This window comes from Streptomyces sp. enrichment culture (assembly GCF_964272855.1).
In the GTDB taxonomy this organism is placed as follows: Bacteria; Actinomycetota; Actinomycetes; order Streptomycetales; family Streptomycetaceae; genus Streptomyces.
Map to the genome: position 1 here is coordinate 1,292,088 of NZ_OZ186847.1, position 16,726 is coordinate 1,308,813.

The 16,726-nt window shown below is 72.3% G+C and carries 12 protein-coding genes and 2 tRNA genes; 8 read left to right on the forward strand and 6 right to left on the reverse strand.

Annotated elements, in window-relative coordinates; all coding sequences use genetic code 11:
- Window positions 1-292: 292 nt before the first annotated feature.
- From ACSU6L_RS05560 to ACSU6L_RS05580, 5 genes are all read left to right on the forward strand, one after another.
- Window positions 293-1,915, forward strand: coding sequence for an ABC-F family ATP-binding cassette domain-containing protein (locus tag ACSU6L_RS05560; protein ID WP_437054113.1), 1,623 nt, complete (start codon window positions 293-295; stop codon window positions 1,913-1,915).
- Between the two features lie 10 nt (window positions 1,916-1,925).
- Window positions 1,926-4,187: an ATP-binding cassette domain-containing protein gene (locus ACSU6L_RS05565; protein ID WP_437054115.1), complete on the forward strand. Its 2,262-nt coding sequence runs from the start codon at window positions 1,926-1,928 to the stop codon at window positions 4,185-4,187.
- Between the two features lie 119 nt (window positions 4,188-4,306).
- Window positions 4,307-5,083 (forward strand): dimethylargininase, encoded by a 777-nt coding sequence (ddaH, locus tag ACSU6L_RS05570; protein WP_437054117.1) that lies wholly within the window; start codon window positions 4,307-4,309, stop codon window positions 5,081-5,083.
- Window positions 5,084-5,298: 215 nt separating this feature from the next.
- Window positions 5,299-6,273 carry an acyl-ACP desaturase gene (locus ACSU6L_RS05575; protein WP_437054119.1) on the forward strand — a complete coding sequence of 325 codons (975 nt, stop codon included), beginning with the start codon at window positions 5,299-5,301 and terminating at the stop codon, window positions 6,271-6,273.
- A 54-nt stretch (window positions 6,274-6,327) separates the two neighbouring features.
- Window positions 6,328-7,170 carry a hypothetical protein gene (locus ACSU6L_RS05580; RefSeq protein WP_437054121.1) on the forward strand — a complete coding sequence of 281 codons (843 nt, stop codon included), beginning with the start codon at window positions 6,328-6,330 and terminating at the stop codon, window positions 7,168-7,170.
- 29 nt (window positions 7,171-7,199) lie between these two features.
- Here ACSU6L_RS05580 and ACSU6L_RS05585 read toward each other — a convergent pair.
- Window positions 7,200-7,273, reverse strand: a tRNA-Trp gene (locus ACSU6L_RS05585).
- 128 nt (window positions 7,274-7,401) lie between these two features.
- Between ACSU6L_RS05585 and ACSU6L_RS05590 the strand changes: the two genes are divergently transcribed.
- Entirely contained in the window at window positions 7,402-8,805 is a 1,404-nt protein-coding gene (locus ACSU6L_RS05590; RefSeq protein ID WP_437054123.1) for a vWA domain-containing protein, read from the forward strand.
- A complete protein-coding gene (locus ACSU6L_RS05595; protein WP_437054125.1) occupies window positions 8,806-10,629 on the forward strand; it encodes an AAA family ATPase in 1,824 nt (607 codons plus the stop codon).
- Window positions 10,630-10,714: 85 nt separating this feature from the next.
- On the opposite strand, the gene ACSU6L_RS05600 is transcribed toward ACSU6L_RS05595, so the two are convergent.
- From ACSU6L_RS05600 to ACSU6L_RS05610, 3 genes are all read right to left on the reverse strand, one after another.
- Entirely contained in the window at window positions 10,715-12,043 is a 1,329-nt protein-coding gene (locus ACSU6L_RS05600) for an SDR family NAD(P)-dependent oxidoreductase (protein WP_437054127.1), read from the reverse strand.
- A 24-nt stretch (window positions 12,044-12,067) separates the two neighbouring features.
- Window positions 12,068-12,139: transfer RNA gene (locus ACSU6L_RS05605), tRNA-Gly, on the reverse strand.
- A gap of 60 nt (window positions 12,140-12,199) precedes the next feature.
- Window positions 12,200-12,445 carry a WhiB family transcriptional regulator gene (locus ACSU6L_RS05610; protein WP_437054129.1) on the reverse strand — a complete coding sequence of 82 codons (246 nt, stop codon included), beginning with the start codon at window positions 12,443-12,445 and terminating at the stop codon, window positions 12,200-12,202.
- Window positions 12,446-12,697: 252 nt separating this feature from the next.
- Between ACSU6L_RS05610 and ACSU6L_RS05615 the strand changes: the two genes are divergently transcribed.
- Complete coding sequence (locus tag ACSU6L_RS05615; RefSeq protein ID WP_437054131.1) at window positions 12,698-13,489, forward strand: VOC family protein; 792 nt, start codon at window positions 12,698-12,700, stop codon at window positions 13,487-13,489.
- Between the two features lie 36 nt (window positions 13,490-13,525).
- On the opposite strand, the gene ACSU6L_RS05620 is transcribed toward ACSU6L_RS05615, so the two are convergent.
- Window positions 13,526-14,632: a LacI family DNA-binding transcriptional regulator gene (locus tag ACSU6L_RS05620; protein WP_437054133.1), complete on the reverse strand. Its 1,107-nt coding sequence runs from the start codon at window positions 14,630-14,632 to the stop codon at window positions 13,526-13,528.
- Window positions 14,633-15,673: 1,041 nt separating this feature from the next.
- Window positions 15,674-16,636, reverse strand: coding sequence for a multicopper oxidase domain-containing protein (locus ACSU6L_RS05625; protein WP_437054135.1), 963 nt, complete (start codon window positions 16,634-16,636; stop codon window positions 15,674-15,676).
- Window positions 16,637-16,726: the final 90 nt, after the last annotated feature.

A 16,726-nucleotide genomic window follows, 5' to 3' on the forward strand; every position in this document is an offset into this window, starting at 1 on the left:
GTGGTGCCGATAAATGTCGTTGACAGCCCCCGGCGTCGCTCGTACGGTGTATAGCGCTTCTGTTGCCGCCGATTGGAGAAGGACGTTGCTCTTCTGAGGTCCTGAGACACCACCTCACACATCATCCGTGTGTGCGCTGCGTGCGACCTCGGCATTCGAGCCGTCCTTGCGGAACAGGGCTTTTTTCTTCTCGCTCCCGCCTTCCGCCCTCGCGGACCTCCGCGACGGTCGCCGCCCTCCGGTGTCTCGACACGCGTTGCCCCTGACCACATCAAGCAACCGCGAGGCCCGTATGCATACTTCCCTCACCTGCACCTCCCTGTCCTTCACCTGGCCCGACGGCACCTCCGTCTTCGAAGGCCTCGACGTCTCCTTCGGCGCCGGCCGCACCGGGCTCGTCGGCGTCAACGGGTCCGGGAAGTCGACCCTGTTGAAACTGATCGCGGGCGAACTCATCCCGTCCGACGGCACCGTGCGCGTCGTGGGCGAGGTCGGCTACCTCCCGCAGAACGTCACCCTCGACACCGCCCTGCGGGTCGACGAGGCGCTGGGCATCGCCGAGCGCCGGGCCGCGCTGCACGCCATCGAGGCCGGTGACGTGTCCGAGGAGCACTTCGAGACGGTCGGCGACGACTGGGACGTCGAGGAGCGCGCGCTGGCCACCCTCGGCGAACTCGGCCTCGGCCACATCGATCTCGACCGGACCATCGGCGAAGTCTCCGGTGGCGAGTCGGTGCTGCTGCGGCTGGCCGCGCTGCTGCTCGGCCGCCCGGACGTGCTGCTGCTGGACGAGCCCACCAACAACCTCGACCTGTACGCGCGGCGGCGGCTGTACGCGGCCGTCGAGTCCTGGCCGGGCGTGATGGTCGTGGTCAGCCACGACCGCGAACTCCTCGACCGCGTCGACCAGATCGCCGATCTGCGCGGCGGCGAGATCACCTGGTACGGCGGGAACTTCTCGGCGTACGAGGAGGCCCTCGCCGTCGAACAGGAGGCCGCCGAGCGCATGGTGCGGGTCGCCGAGGCCGACTTCCGCAAGCAGAAACGGGAGTTGGTCGACGCCCAGGTCAAACTGGCCCGCCGCAAGCGGTACGGCCAGAAGATGTGGGACAGCAAACGCGAACCGAAGATCGTCATGGGGGCGCGCAAGCGCGCGGCACAGGAGTCCGCGGGCAAGCACCGCATCATGCACGAGGAGAAGCTGGCCGAGGCCAGGGAACGGCTCGACGAGGCGGTGGACGCCGTGCGGGACGACGACGAGATCCGCGTCGACCTGCCGTACACCGCCGTGCCGCCGGGCCGGAGCGTGCTCACCCTGCGGGAGCTGGAACTGGCGTACGGCGCTCGCGTCGCAGGCGGCTTCGATCTGCACGGACCGGAGCGGATCGCGCTGATCGGGCGCAACGGGGCGGGCAAGACGACCCTGCTGCGCACCATCGCCGGGGAGCTGGCACCGGTGGCGGGCGAGGCGACGGCACATGTGCCGCTGCGGTTCCTGCCGCAGCGTCTCGACGTCCTCGACGGCGAGCTGACCGTCGCCGAGAACGTGGCCCGGTTCGCGCCGGGCGCCACCAACAACCGGATCCGGGCGCGGCTGGCCCGCTTCCTGTTCCGGGGCGCCCGGGCCGACCAGCGGGCCGGCACCCTGTCCGGCGGCGAACGCTTCCGGGCGGCGCTGGCCGCGCTGATGCTGGCGGAGCCGGCGCCGCAGCTGCTGATGCTGGACGAGCCGACGAACAACCTGGACATGGCGAGCGTACGGCAGCTCACCACGGCCCTGGAGTCCTACGAGGGGGCGCTCATCGTGGCCAGCCACGACGTGCCGTTCCTGGAGTCGATCGGCATCACCCGCTGGCTGCGGCTGGACGGAGAACTCACGGAAATCACGCCAGAGGCTGTCGGGTATCCCGCCTAGCTTCGAGGGCATGCGTGAGTTCATCACCCTCGTCGGGGCCCGGGAGAACAACCTCAAGGACGTCACCCTCCGCATCCCGAAAGGCCGGCTGACCGTGTTCACCGGCGTTTCGGGATCGGGGAAGTCGTCGGTCGTCTTCGACACGATCGCGGTCGAGTCGCAGCGTCAGCTGAACGAGACCTTCACCTGGTTCGTGCGCAACCGGCTGCCCAAGTACGAGCGGCCGCACGCGGACACGCTGGAGGACCTGTCGCCCGCGATCGTCGTCGACCAGCGGCCGATCGGGGGCCACTCGCGGTCCACGGTCGGCACGATGACCGACGTCTACTCGGTGATCCGGGTGCTGTTCTCCCGGCACGGCACGCCGAGCGCCGGACCGGCGACGGCGTACTCGTTCAACGACCCGTCGGGCATGTGCCCGCGCTGCGACGGCCTCGGCCGGACGGTGCTGCCCGACTGGGACCGCCTCCTCGACCCCGCCAGGTCGCTGGCGGGCGGGGCGGTCCTGTTCCCGCCGTTCGCCGTCGGCACCTGGCAGGGGCAGACGTACACCAACACCACCGCGCTCGACGTGCACAAGCCGGTCGGCGAGTTCACCGCCGCCGAGCGCGAGTTCCTGCTGCGCGGGCGCGGCGCGAAGGTCGGCGTCGACAACACCGGCGGCGCCCGGGAGATCGACTACGAGGGCCTCGCCGACCGGTTCGAACGGCTCTACCTGAAGCGGGACCTGTCGTCCCTGAGCCAGAAGACCCGCGATCTCGTCGCGCGCTTCCTGACCGAGGACACCTGCCCGGTCTGCGACGGGGCGCGGCTGAACGCGGCCGCGCTCGCCACCCGGATCGACGGGCTGTCGATCGCCGACTGCGTCCGGATGCAGGTCGGTGACCTGATCGGCGTCCTGAAGGAAATCGACGACCCGGTCGCCCGGCCGGTCGCGGGCGCCGCCGTCGCGGCCCTGGAGCGCATCGAGGCGATCGGCCTCGGCTACCTCAGCCTCGACCGGGAGACCGCCACCCTGTCCGGCGGCGAGGGCCAGCGCCTGAAGACCGTGCGCCACCTGGGCTCCAGCCTGACCGGGATGACGTACATCTTCGACGAGCCCAGCGTCGGACTGCACCCGCGCGACGTCGGACGCCTCGGCGAACTGCTGCTGCGGCTGCGCGACAAGGGCAACACCGTGCTGGTCGTGGAGCACGACCCGGACGTCATCGCGCTCGCCGACCACGTGGTCGACATGGGTCCCCGCGCGGGCGCCGACGGCGGCCGGGTCGTCTTCGAGGGCACCCCGCGCGAGCTGGCCGCGTCCGGGACGCTGACCGGGCGGTGCCTGGGACGCCGTACGGCGGTGAAGGAGCGGCCCCGCGCGGGCACCGGGGAACTGTGGGTCAAGGGCGCCGACCGGCACAACCTGCGGGACGTCACCGTGTGCTTCCCGGCCGGGGTGCTCACCGCGGTGACCGGGGTCGCCGGGTCCGGCAAGAGCACGCTGGTCGCCGAGCTGACCGCGGCGCACCCCGAGGCCGTGGTCGTCGACCAGTCGTCGATCGGCATCTCCGCGCGGTCGACGCCCGCGACCTACCTGGGGGTGATGGACACGGTACGGCGGATCTTCGCCCGGGAGACGGGGGCGGACCCGGGGCTGTTCAGCTTCAACTCGGCGGGCGCCTGCGGCACCTGCGAGGGCCGCGGTGTCATCCACACCGACCTCGCCTTCATGGACCCGGTGACGACGACGTGCCACGACTGCGAGGGCCGGCGGTTCCGGGAGGACGTGCTGCGGCTGACCGTCGGCGGCCGCTCCGTCGCGGACGTCCTGGAGATGACCGCCGGGCAGGCCCTGGACTTCTTCGACGACTCCGGCGTACGGCGCCGGCTGCGCGCCCTCCGGGACGTCGGCCTCACCTATCTGACCCTCGGCCAGCCCCTGTCCACCCTCTCCGGTGGCGAGCGGCAGCGCATCAAGCTGGCGACCCGGCTGCACCGCACGGGCGCGGTGTACGTCCTCGACGAGCCGACGACCGGTCTGCACATGTCGGACGTCGACGGCCTGCTCGCCCTGCTGGACCGGCTGGTCGACGCGGGCAACACGGTCGTGGTCGTCGAGCACAACCTCGATGTGATCGCCCACGCCGACTGGGTCGTCGACCTCGGGCCGGACGGCGGGAAGGACGGCGGACGAGTGGTGTTCGAGGGGACACCGCGCGATCTGCTGGCCGCCGAGGGGTCCTTCACCGGGGAGCATCTGCGTCGGGTGGCCGGGGGCGGCTCGTAGACGGGCCCCGTCCGCGCGGTCCTGAGCCGCCGTCTCCGACAATGGGTCTGCATGATGCGGCCGTCACCCCGTCGGGTTTCGGCCACGACCGGAAACACCCATCCCCTACGGAGACCCTCGTGCCCAGCAAGAAGGCCCTCATCCGCCGTCCCAGCCCCCGCCTGGCCGAAGGCCTCGTCACGCATGTCGCCCGTACGGAGGTCGACCTCGACCGCGCGGTGGAGCAGTGGGAGGCGTACGCGGAGGCGCTGCGCACGCACGGCTGGGAGACCCTCGAGGTCGATCCGGCCGACGACTGCCCCGACTCGGTGTTCGTCGAGGACACGGTGGTCATGTACCGGAACGTCGCCCTGATCACCCGCCCCGGTGCCGAGTCCCGCCGCCCGGAGACCGTCGCGGTGGAGGAGGCCGTGGCGAGCCTCGGCTGCTCGGTGAACTGGATCTGGGAGCCGGGCACCCTGGACGGCGGCGACGTGCTGAAGATCGGCGACACCGTCTACGTCGGGCGCGGCGGCCGCACCAACGCGGCCGGTGTGCAGCAGGTGCGGGCCGCCTTCGAACCGCTGGGGGCGCGCGTGGTCGCCGTACCGGTGACCAAGGTGCTGCATCTGAAGTCGGCGGTGACGGCGCTGCCCGACGGGACGGTCATCGGGCGCATCCCGCTGATGGACACGCCGTCGCTGTTCGGGCGCTTCCTGCACGTGCCGGAGGAGTCCGGCTCCCACGTGGTGCTGCTCGGCGGCAACAAGCTGCTGATGGCGGCCAGCGCCCCGAAGACCGCCGAACTGTTCGCGGACCTCGGCTACGAGCCGGTGCTGGTGGACATCGGCGAGTTCGAGAAGCTCGAGGGCTGTGTGACATGTCTCTCGGTGCGGCTGCGCGAGCTGTATGCCTGACCGGGCGACCGGCTCACGGGGAGAGCCCCAGGACCTGCGGGTCCCGGGCCTTTTCCGCATCTCCGGCCCGCTTTGGGAAGACCGCCTGAACAGCGATCTTTACGACGCGCTTAACCTACGGCTTCGTAACCTACGGCTTCGTAGCCTACGATCCCGTAGGTTCCGGCGCCGCCCGCCGGCCCCCGTACGTCGAAGTCCGTCCCCCTGGAGTACCCGTGACGATCACCTCTCCCCACCTCGGCAGCCCCTCAGTCTGGACCGACGCCCGGCTGCTGTACGCACTGGAGGAAGTGGTCGAGAACGAACTGAACCGCCATCTGAAGGTCGCCAAGGACTGGATGCCGCACGAGTACGTGCCGTGGAGCGACGGCCGTAACTTCCCCGGTATCTTCGAGGACGGCGAGGCCTGGGACAAGGAGCAGTCCAAGGTCACCGAGATCGGCCGGATCGCCCTGGTGGTGAACCTGCTGACCGAGGACAACCTGCCCAGCTACCACCACGAGATCGCCAGCCTGTTCGGCCGCGACGGCGCCTGGGGCACCTGGGTGCACCGCTGGACCGCCGAGGAGGGCCGCCACGGCATCGTCATGCGCGACTACCTGCTCACCTCCCGCGCGGTGGACCCGGACAAGCTGGAGCAGTTCCGCATGGCCCACATGAGCGAGGGCTTCGAGTCCGACAACCGGCACTCGATGCTGCACTCGGTGGCCTACGTCGCCTTCCAGGAGCTCGCCACCCGCATCTCGCACCGCAACACCGGCCACCAGTCCGGCGACCCGGTCTGCGACCGCATGCTGGCCCGCATCGCGACCGACGAGAACCTGCACATGGTCTTCTACCGGAACCTGCTCAAGGCGGCCTTCGAACTCGCCCCCGACCTCACCATGATGGCGGTCCGCGACGTCGTGGTGAACTTCCGCATGCCCGGCCACGGCATCCCCGGCTTCGAGCGGGCCGCCGCGCAGATGGCGATCGGCGAGGTCTACAACCTGCGCATCCACCACGACGACGTCCTGCAGCCCGTGCTGCGCTTCCTGAAGATCATGGAGATCGACGGCCTCGGCCCGGAGGGCCGTCAGGCGCAGGAGGAGCTGGGGCTGTTCATGAACGGTCTCGACAGCGAGGCGACGAAGTTCGACGAGAAGCTCGCGGCCCGCAAGGCCCGGATGGCCGCCCGCGCGGGAGGCTGACACCCGTCGAATCGGCGGTGCGCGCCGCCTCCGGCCTGCGGCATCATGCACGCCATGCGCTACTACGGCATGTCGGAGCACGCGGTCGGCTTCCTCCTGGGCCTGATCGGGGACGAGGACGCCGCGCGGGTGCGGCAGCGGACCGGGATCACGGTGGGCGCCGACGGCTCCCCCGCCCTCCCCTCCGCCGCGGACGCCGCCTGGCGGAACACCGACGTCCCGTCCTCCGTGCTGCTGTGGGTCCTCGAGGAGGACAGCCCGCTGGGCAACGCGGTGGTGTGGCGGCACCTTCCCGCCGGTGACGGGCTGCGGCGCGCCATCGCGCGGGGCGTACCGTTCGGGCCGGGGCGGACGGAGCCGGTGCCGGTCGACAGCCTGGTGCGGCGCGAGGGGGAACTCCCGGCGCCGGCGGCCTACCGGCAGCACGGCCTGGTGGGCGCGTTGCGCGCGGTCACCACCATGGCGACGGGCCGCGCCGCCGCCTCCATGGTCGTGACGCCCGCCGACTGGCGGACCGTCACGGAGGCGGACCGTGAGGCCCCGCTGCCCGGTTACGCCCGCTGGGCGCTGTCCGTGCGCCCGGACTGCCCGCCCGCGCTGCGCGAGCAGTTCGGCTCCCACCCCAAGTTCACCCACCGGCTGCGGCGGGCCGGCGTGCTGGCGGGCCCGGCCCAGTACGCGACGGAGCACGGTCCCGCGCGGACCGTGCTCGCGGTGCTGTCAGCGGGCCGCACGCTGTTCCCGAAGCGTGTCCGCGAGGCCGAGGACGCCCTGCGGCCGCTGGTGTGGGAGCACTTGGGCGGCCGTGAGGAAGCGTGGGCGGTGCTCGCCCAGCTCGTCGACACGTACTACGGGACGGTGCCGGAGCTGGTGACGACCGCGGGCGCCATCGCCTGACCCGGCGGGCGGGCGGTCGTCGAAGAGGGGGCGGGGCGGCTGGATTCGAACCAGCGTGTCCGGTTTTGGAGACCATGCGCCTGCCTCTGCGCTACGGCCCCGCCCTTGCCGCAGAGGGTAACGCCTCGACCGCCCTGCCGCGGCAAGCACGGAAGGTAATGCCTTGGCCCGTTGTCGGTGGGGCCTGCTACCAATGAGGCACGGGGAAACGCGGCACGGGGGAGCACGACATTGGGGTACGGGGAGCGGGGGCGGCATGCCCCGGTCGTCGATCTCGCCGACCGCCGGGCGCTGGAGCGGTACCGGCCGGCGGATCCGGAGGTCGTCGAGGAGGCGCGGCGGCTGAAGGAGGCCGCGCTGCTGGACTTCGGGCTGACCGAGTCGGCGGTGGCATCCTGGCTGTACGCGAAGTGCCGTCACCAGATCACGACCACGGCGGTGGACACCGCGGCCGTGGTGGCCTCCGGGGACGGCACCTGCCTGCTGCTGTACAACCCGCACTATTTCGTCGCGCTGGGCCTGGACGGCGTGAAGTTCGTGCTGTTCCACGAGGCCCGCCACCTCGTGCACCGGCATCTGTTCGCCGAGCCCGAACTGCGCGCCGACCCGGTGTTCACGGTCGCCGCCGAGGTCGCCGTCAACCATGTCGCGCTGGCCCGGCTCGGCCGTGCGCGGCTGCCCCTCATCGACGGCCGGCCGACCGGCGTCGACCCCCGCGCGGTGTACGACGCCTACCACGCGGATCTGACGGCGCACGGGCTGGATCCGCTGCCGTACCCGAAGTTCATCGAGACGGATCTGCGGGTGTACGGCGAGCTGCGGCGCATGCACCGCCCGCCGGTGCCCGAGCGGCGGCTGTGCCTGCACCTGCTGGACGGGGCGGTGCCCGCCGACCAGGAGACCGTCGACGCGGTGGTCTCCTCCGCCCTGCTCAACGCCCTGCTGGCGGCCCGGCGCGGGCACGCGGGAGCCGAGCGGGAGCTGCTGGAGCTGATGTTCCGCACCCAGGACGGCTCCGCGCGGGCCGCCCGTATCTGGGGCGACCTCGGCGCGGGCACGCTGCGCGGGCGGACCACGGCCACGCGCACGGTCGACTGGTGGCAGCGCTGGCTCGTCGACGTGCTCGGCTCGCGGCTGCGCGAGGGCGAGCGGCTGGTGTACCCGAAGAAGCGGGGCGCGCTGCTCGCGGCCCTCGGCCACGACCCGATGCTGTCCCGGCGCGGCCCGGTGCGGGAGAAGATGCTGGTGATCGCGCTCGACACGTCCGGCTCGATGCCGGACCACGTGATCGCCTGGCTCACCGAACTCGTCGGCCGGATCGACGGCGTGGCGGCGCACTGGCTGTCGTTCGACGCGGTGGTGATGCCGTTCCGGCCCGGCGAGCGCGTCTACGGCGGCGGAGGCACCAGCTTCCAGGCCGTCGCGGACTACGTGGAGGGCCGCACCGAGGTCGACGGCCGCCGCCTCGACGTCACCCCGGACGCCGTGATCGTGCTCACCGACGGGTACGCGCCACCGATCACGCCCGCCGAGCCGGACAGCTGGATCTGGCTGATCACCGAGGGCGGCCTGGACTGGCCGGAGACGCACACACCCGCGATGGCCTGCCATCGCGTCACGACGGGAACGCGATAGATGACCACGGACGTACAGCGGACGCCTCCCTCCGCGCCGGGGCACGACCCTGCGGGCCGCTCCCGGCTGGAGACGTTCATCGACGCGATGATCGCGCTCGGCCAGACCGGTCAGGTCTTCGGCGAGCACGGCATCGGCAAGACGGCGACGTTCTTCTCGCACATCGGCCGTGCCCACCCCGAGGCCGTGCTGGTGTACGTCCCGGCGGCCAATCTGACGCCGGACGACCTGCTCGTCGGCGCCCCGGTGCGCGATCCGCGCACCGGCGAACTGGTGCTGCGGCAGCTGGTGATGAGCGCCCTCAAGCCGGGCCGGCCGTTCGTGCTGCTGATAGACGACTCCCTCCAGGCGGGCGACACCATCCAGTCGCAGCTGATGCAGATCGCCTGCGACTGGACGCTCGGCGAGCACGATCTGCGCGCCCTGGGCTGTATCGGCGTCTTCCTCACGGACAACGAGTCGCTGACCGAGACCTCCGCCCGGCGGGGCGACCTCGCGCTGCTGGACCGCATGGTGACGATGCGGATCACGGCGAACGACACCTCCTGGCGGCGGCATCTGGCGGCCAAGTACCGCCGGTGGGACCTCGGCCCGGTGTTCTCCGTGTGGGCGTCCCTCTCCCCCGGCCTGCGCACCCTGCTGTCCCCGCGCACCCTCGACCACGTCCTGGCCAACGCCCAGGAGGGCTTCCCGCTGCGCTGGGGCCTGCCCCTGCTCGACGGGGAACGGCTGCGGCTCGTCGAACGGGACCCCGACGGGCGGCCCGGACCGGACCGTACGGCGGAGGTCCTCGACCGGATCGCCGGGGCCCTGGGCGTGCCGAACCCGGCGACGGTCCCCGACCCCGTGCGGCAGGTGGTGCGGGCCGCGCTGCGCAACCGCTGGACGGTGCTGCTGCAGGGCCCGCCCGGCTGCGGCAAGACGGAGCTGGTGCGTCAGACGCTGCGCGAGGGACTGGGCGGGGACCCGCTGTACTTCTCCCTGCCGGTGACCAACGTCGAGGACCTGTGCGCTCCGGTGCCCTCGGCGGACGGCACCCTGGACAATCTGCTGGCCGCGCGGTTCACCGGGCCCGAGCCCAAGGCGATCGTGTGGGACGAGTACAACCGGCCCAAGGACAAGGCCGCGTTCGCCAAGCTGATGGAGATCACCCAGGAGTGGTCGCTGGCCGGGCGGCGCATCGAGAACCTGCGCGCCCAGATCGCCGTGCAGAACCCGCCGTACCACCTGGGCCGCAAGCTGCTGGTGTCCCGCAACAACATCGCCCAGGCGTCCCGTTTCACCGCCTCCCTCACCGTGCGGCCGGAGGACATACCGGCCAACGAGTGGCTGATCGAACGGTACGGGGCGGACGCGGAGACGGTGCTGGAGTGGTGGAAGCACGACATCGACGACGACGGCCGCGCCTGGATCACCAAGCGCACCCTGGAACGGCTGATCAAGCTGCACCGGCACGGGCTGCCGCTGGAGATGGCGACCGTCTACCTGGGCGACGGCGAGTACGCGCCGGTGCCGCTCACCGCGCTGATCGACCGGCTGCGGGGCCGCCCGGTGACGGGGCTGCGCGAGCTGGCGCGGGACGTGGACGCCTGGGAGGAGCGGCTACGGCGGGCGGCGGAGCGGTCCGACGAGGGCGGCGACGACAGTGACGTGGTGCACCAGATCATCGCCAACGCGGAACTGTCGCAGCTCAAGAAGCACCGCGCGGTGGTCACCCGGCTGGTGGCGCGGCTGCCGCCGAAGCTGCGGGCCACCTATCTGGTGGGCGCCTCCGAGCGGCACCAGCGGTTCTGGACCGAGGTGTTCACGGCGATGCGGCGCTGAGCGACGGCACGGCGCTGAGCGACGGCACGGCGCTGAGCGACGGCACGGCGCTGAGCGACGGCACGGCGCTTCGGCCGCCGCCGTCTCACCACTCGGCCTCGCGGTAGTCCTTCAGGAACACCCCGGACACCGGGTCCCCGGCCTCGCCGCGCACGATCGGGTCGTACACCCGGGCCGCCCCGTCCACCACGTCCAGCGGGGTGCGGAAACCGGCGCCCGCCATCCGGGACTTCTTCGGGGCCGGGTTCTCGTCGGTGATCCAGCCGGTGTCGACGGCGCACATGTGCACGCCGTGCCCGGCGAGTTCGGCGCCGCTGGTACGGGTGAGCATGTTCAGCGCGGCCTTCGCCATGTTGGTGTGCGGGTGGCCGGCCGTCTTGTTCCGCACGGCGAACCGGCCCTCCACCGCGGTCACGTTGACGACGTAGCGGCGCGGGTGCGGGGAGGCCAGCAGCAGCGGCAGCAGCCGGTCGCACAGCAGAGCCGGGGCCAGGGCGTTGACGAGCTGGGTCTCCAGGACCTCGGCCGGGTCGAGCGCGCCCAGCCGGGCCGACCAGGAGTTCTCCGGGGACGGATCGGGCAGCAGCCCGGCCTCGTCGGCCTCGCGCAGCACCGCGGGGAGGGCGGCGGCGCCGCCCTCGATCATCCGCATCGGGACGAAGCCGGGCGCCTGCCGCGCGCCCTCGGGCAGCGCGTCGCGCTCGCCGGCGGCCAGCAGCGCGTACGACTCCGGTGGCCGCCGCACGGTCTGGGCGGCGTTGTTGACGAGGATGTCCAGCGGCCGGCCGTCCTGCCGCAACTCCTCGCACAGGCCGAGCACCTGGCGGGGGTCGCGCAGGTCGACGGCGAGGACGGTGAGCCGGTCCAGCCAGCGCTCGCTGCCCGGCGCGGCCCGGAAGCGGCGCGCGGTGTCGTGCGGGAAGCGGGAGGTGACGAGGAGTTCTGCGCCGTCCCGCAGCATCATCAGCGCCAGCTGGAAGCCGATCTTCACCCGGCCGCCGGTGAGCAGCGCCCGGCGGCCGCGCAGATCGGTGCTCAGGGCGCGGCGTGCGGTGTTGTCGGCGGCGCAGCGCGGGCAGAGCCGGTGGTAGAAGGAGTCGACCTCGCGATAGGGGGTCTTGCAGACGTAGCAGCCGCGCGGTTTGCGGAACACTCCGCCGGCGCCGGGAGCGGCCAGCGGCGCGTCCTCGCGCCGGTCGAGCGCGCCGGTCGCGGTCGCGGCCATCACCGAGGCGTCCGCCGTCGAGACCTCGGCGCCGCGGGCCTTGCGGCGGCGCAGCCGACCGTCCCGGGCGAACGATGCGGCGACCTGCTCGGTGCGCAGCCGTACGGGGTCGTCGACGGGCAGCGCCCGCAGCTTGCCCACCACGCGGTGGAACGCCGCCAGCTCCTCCTCCGTGACCGCGTCCGTCATCCGCCCCACCCCCTGTGCCCTGGTGGGCCCCGGCCGGATTCGAACCGGCGTGACCGCCCTGGAAAGGCGGCGAGTCTGCCTCTGCTCCACAGGGCCCCCGGCCTGCCCGGACGCCCCGGGCACGCCCGAGGATCCTAGCCGGGCGGTCGCGCCGGCTCAGCGGGAGGTGCGGCGCAGGTGGAGGCGTTCCTTCTCGGACAGGCCGCCCCACACGCCGAAGCGTTCGTCGTTGGCGAGGGCGTACTCCAGGCAGGCGGCACGCATGTCGCACATGCCGCAGATGCGCTTCGCCTCACGCACCGAGCTGCCGGGCTCGGGAAAGAAGAAGTCCGCCCCGGTCTGCGCGCACAGGGCCTGCGACTGCCAGGCGGAGGGGGCCGGAGTGATCGTCTCGAGGTGCATGTCCGAGAGCCTGCCGGGCGGCGAAAAACGTCCGATCAACGCCGGATCAACGCGGCGCTCCGGGCCTCCGGCCGCCCCGATGATGCCCCGCCGACGCGGCCCCGCGCACGGCGGCGCGCGGGAGACGACGGAAACAGCGAGAACTGTGGCCGTCACACAGGGTGAACCTGGCTGGGGTCCGGCGGCGGTTGCCAGTGGGCGGTGCGAGACTCGGACTGAGCAGGCAACGGGCCTCTTCCGAGGAGGGCGACAATGCTCACCACCCGTTTCGTCGACGGCGCTCCGAACTGGATCGACGTCGGCACCCCCGACCTCGACGGCGCCGTCTCCTTCTACGGCGGCCTCTTCGGCTGGCGCTTCCGGTCGGCGGGGCCCGAGGCCGGCGGGTACGGCTTCTTCCAACTGGACGGCAGAACGGTGGCCGGCGGCATGCGGACCACGCCGGAGCAGGGCCCGCCGTCGTGGACCGTGTACTTCCGCAGCCCGGACGCGCAGGCGGCCGCCGACGCGGCCGAACAGGCGCACGGCGGGGTGCTGTTCAGGCCCATGGACGTGATGGGGCAGGGCCGCATCGCGATCCTCAGCGACAAGGCGGGCGTGCAGTTCGGCATCTGGCAGCCGGGGCGGACCGAGGGGATCGACGTGGCGGGCGAGACGGGGTCGCTGTGCTGGGTGGAGCTGTACACCCCGGACATGCCTGCGGCAGCGGCGTTCTACCACGCGGTGCTGGGCCTGGAGACGTTCGGCGTCCCTTTCCCTGGCGGCGTCTACACCACGGTCAATCCGGCGGGCGGCGGCGAGGAGTCCATGTTCGGCGGCATCATCCCGCTGTCCGACGACCCGACGGAGGCTGGGGCGGGCCCCTACTGGCTGCCGTACTTCGAGGTCGCCGACGCGGACGCCACCGCCGCCCGGGCCGAGGAGCTGGGCGGCACGGTCCGGATGCCCGCGACGGACATGCCGGACGTCGGCCGCATCGCCAAGCTCGCGGATCCGTACGGCGCCCGCTTCGCGGTGATCAAGAGCGCGCCGCCGCAGGAGTGAGCCACCGCGGGCCGCGTCCCGCCGTCCGGGCCGGGGCTACGCCGAGGCCCGTCGTACCAGCGTCGTCGGCAGGACGACGCCGGCCGGGGCGTCCGGGGCCGGTCCGGCGGCGGGCGGGGTGCCGCGGTCGAGGCGGCCGAGCAGCAGGCGGGCCATCAACCGGCCCATCCCCTCAATGTCCTGGCGGACCGTCGTGAGCGGCGGCTCGGTCTGCTCGGCGACGGGCAGCATGTCGTCGAAGCCGATCACGGCGACGTCCTCCGGCACCCGCCGGCCGCGTTCGCGCAGGACGCGCAGCGCGCCCGCGGCAGTGAGGTCGTTGGCGGCGAACACGGCGTCCAGGTCGGGGATCCGGTCGAGGAGGCCGCGCATGGCCCGCTCCCCGCCGCCGGGGGTGAAGTCGCTCTCGGCGATCAGCCGCGGATCGGCGTCACCCACCACGTCCCGGTAGCCGTCGAGCCGGTCCGCCGCCGACGTCTGGTCGAGGGGCCCGGTGATGTGCGCGATCCGGGTGCGGCCGAGACCGACGAGATGGCGTACGGCGTCGCGGGCGCCGCCGCGGTTGTCGCTGTCGACGTACACCGCCGTGGCCGTGCGCGCGGTGACGGTGCCCTCGGCTTCCCCCGGCCGATCGGAGACGAGCGCCTGGACAGGCGTGGCGTCGCTCCAGCCGGGCCGCCCGCCGAACACCGTCGGAACTCCGGCGCCCTGGATGAGGCCGGGCAGCGGGTCGTCGAGGTGCAGGGAGAACACCAGGGCTCCGTCGACATGGCCGCCGGCGAGATAGCGGCCGACGCGGGCGTGGTCGTCACGGCCCTCCGTCAGCAGCAGCACCAACTGGTTGTCGTGGGCGGTCAGCTCCTTGCTGATGCCGCGCAGTTGCAGCGCGAAGAACGGGTCGGCGAAGACGCGGGCCTCCGGCTCGGCGATGACGACGGCGACCGCGTCGTGCCGCTTGGTCACCAGGCTGCGGGCCGCCTGGTTGGGGACGTACCCCAGTTCCTCCACCGCCCGCCGGACCCGTTCGGCCACGGGTTCGCGCACGCCGTCCCCGCCGTTGACGACCCGGGAGACGGTGGCCCGTGACACTCCCGCCCGCGCGGCCACGGCCTCCAGCGTGGGACGGGACGACGCCTCGGTCACTTCGGGACTCCTCCTCCGCGGTCGACGATCAGGATAACCGCGGGGCCGGGCGGGGAGCCCGTGCCGTCGGCGCCGTAAAAGGCCTTGCCGGGCGGACGTCACCGGGTGATGATCACGGCATGACGACGAGAAAGGCCCATGCCGAGTAGGGCCGCCGAGACGCGGCTCGTGCCGTACGCACGACTGCCGCGCGCGTATCGTGAACAGACCGTCCTGCACAGCACGGTGGGCGCGGACGGACTAGGGGGCGTCTCGCCGATCATGCCGGGCTCGCGGCACCTGGCACCGCGCCTCGCCGCGTTGTCGTCGGTCCCCGATGCGCCGCATCGACTCCCTCCTCCGCCTTGCGATGCACGGCACCAGACGCCGCTCCCTGATCCGGCCTGATCGACGAGACACCCCCTAGCCCACTGGCTCCTCGGGGAACGCCCGCCGCGCGGCGCGCCGCCTGAACCGTGCGACGCCCTGGTGGTCACCGCCGGGGACGGGCGGCCCTCCGAGACCCGGCTGAACGCCGTCACCGCGCGCTTCCCGCACCTGGCCGCCCTTCCGGACGGCGGCTTCGTGGTGGCGGACGCCCGGTCACGCGCGGGCGAGCAGCAGGTTCAGGTGTTCGACGCGCTGGGCCGCGCCTCGTGGACGTTCCGGGTCGGTGACGCCATCGAGCATCTGCTGACCGACGAGGCGGGCGACCTGTGGGTCGGCTACTTCGACGAGGGCGTGTACGGCGACCCGTTGAGCGCGCCCGGCCTGCGCCAGTGGTCCGCCACGGGCGAGAGCCTGTGGTCGTACCGGCCGGCCGCCTCGGCGGACTCGATCTCCGACTGCTACGCGCTGAACGTGTTCGGCCGGACCGCGTGGGCCTGCCCGTACACGCGCTTCCCGCTGCTGAGGATCGGCGCCGGCCACGCGGTGCGGGTGCGTGAGAACCCCGTCCGGTCGGCACTGGGCTTCGCCGTGCACGCCGACCGCGTCGTTGCCCCGCCTCCACGTCCAGGAGGAACCCGGCACCGAATGGACGGTCCTGGACATCGGGTGACGTCAGTGCCGGTGCTCGGTGTGCGGGTCGTGGGGCTCGTAGCCCGGGATCGTGCCGTCCGCCTTCTTCACCAGGAACAGCCCCACCATCCCCATGTCGGAATGGCTCTGCACATGGCAGTGGTACATCCACGCCCCTGCGCCCACCCCTTCCCCCGCGATCACCTGGAAGCCGAAGGAGTCCGCCGGGCCGACGATCTTGTTGTCGATGACCTGGCTGGGGTCGTCCGGGCCGGTCAGCATGCCGGTGCGGTTGTCGGCCCAGCGGTGCCCGTGCATGTGGAAGGTGTGGTAGTACTCGCCGTGCGTGATCATCACGAACTCGACGCGGTCGCCCACCGTGGCCTCGAAGTTCGGGCCGCTGTGCGCCGGCTTGTTGTTGATCAGCATGTCGTTGAAGACGATCGTGTGGGTCGCGTCCGGAAGGATGTCGCCCTTCCTGCGTACGATCACCGGCCCGTACAGGCCCTTGCGGATGCCGCCGGTGCCGTGTTCGGTGCCGACGACATGGTCGTGGTAGTGCCAGTAACCGGCGCTGCCCGCCCGCCAGGTGCCGTCCTTGCGGCGGCCGGGCGCGTGGGTGCGCCAGGTGTAGGTGCGGGTGCCGCCGGGCTCGACGTCGCTCTTGTTCAGCTTGGTGCCGTCGCTGGAGGTCTCGTAGTCCAGGCCGTGGACGTGCAGACTCACCGGCACGTCCATGGTGTTCTCGAACTCGATGTGCAGGGTGTCGCCCTCGTTCAGCTCGATGAGCGGCCCGGGGACGGTCGCCTTGCCCTTCTCCAGGCCGTAGCCCATCTGCCCGTCGGCGAGCTTCTCGGCGTAGAGCCGGATGTGTCGCACCTCGCCGCCGGCCGGGGCCGTCCTCGGTGCCTCCCCGGCGCCGGTCGCCTCCGGTGCCAGGGACAACGATGTCGCGACGGCTGCTCCTCCCAGGAGGACGCGCCGGTTGAACCCACGTCTGTCCATGCCGAACTCCCCACTCCGGTACGGGATTCGAGACGGTAGCGGGGCGCCCCGCGTTTATCCACACCCTGGACAAAGTTCGTGCGATCCCGG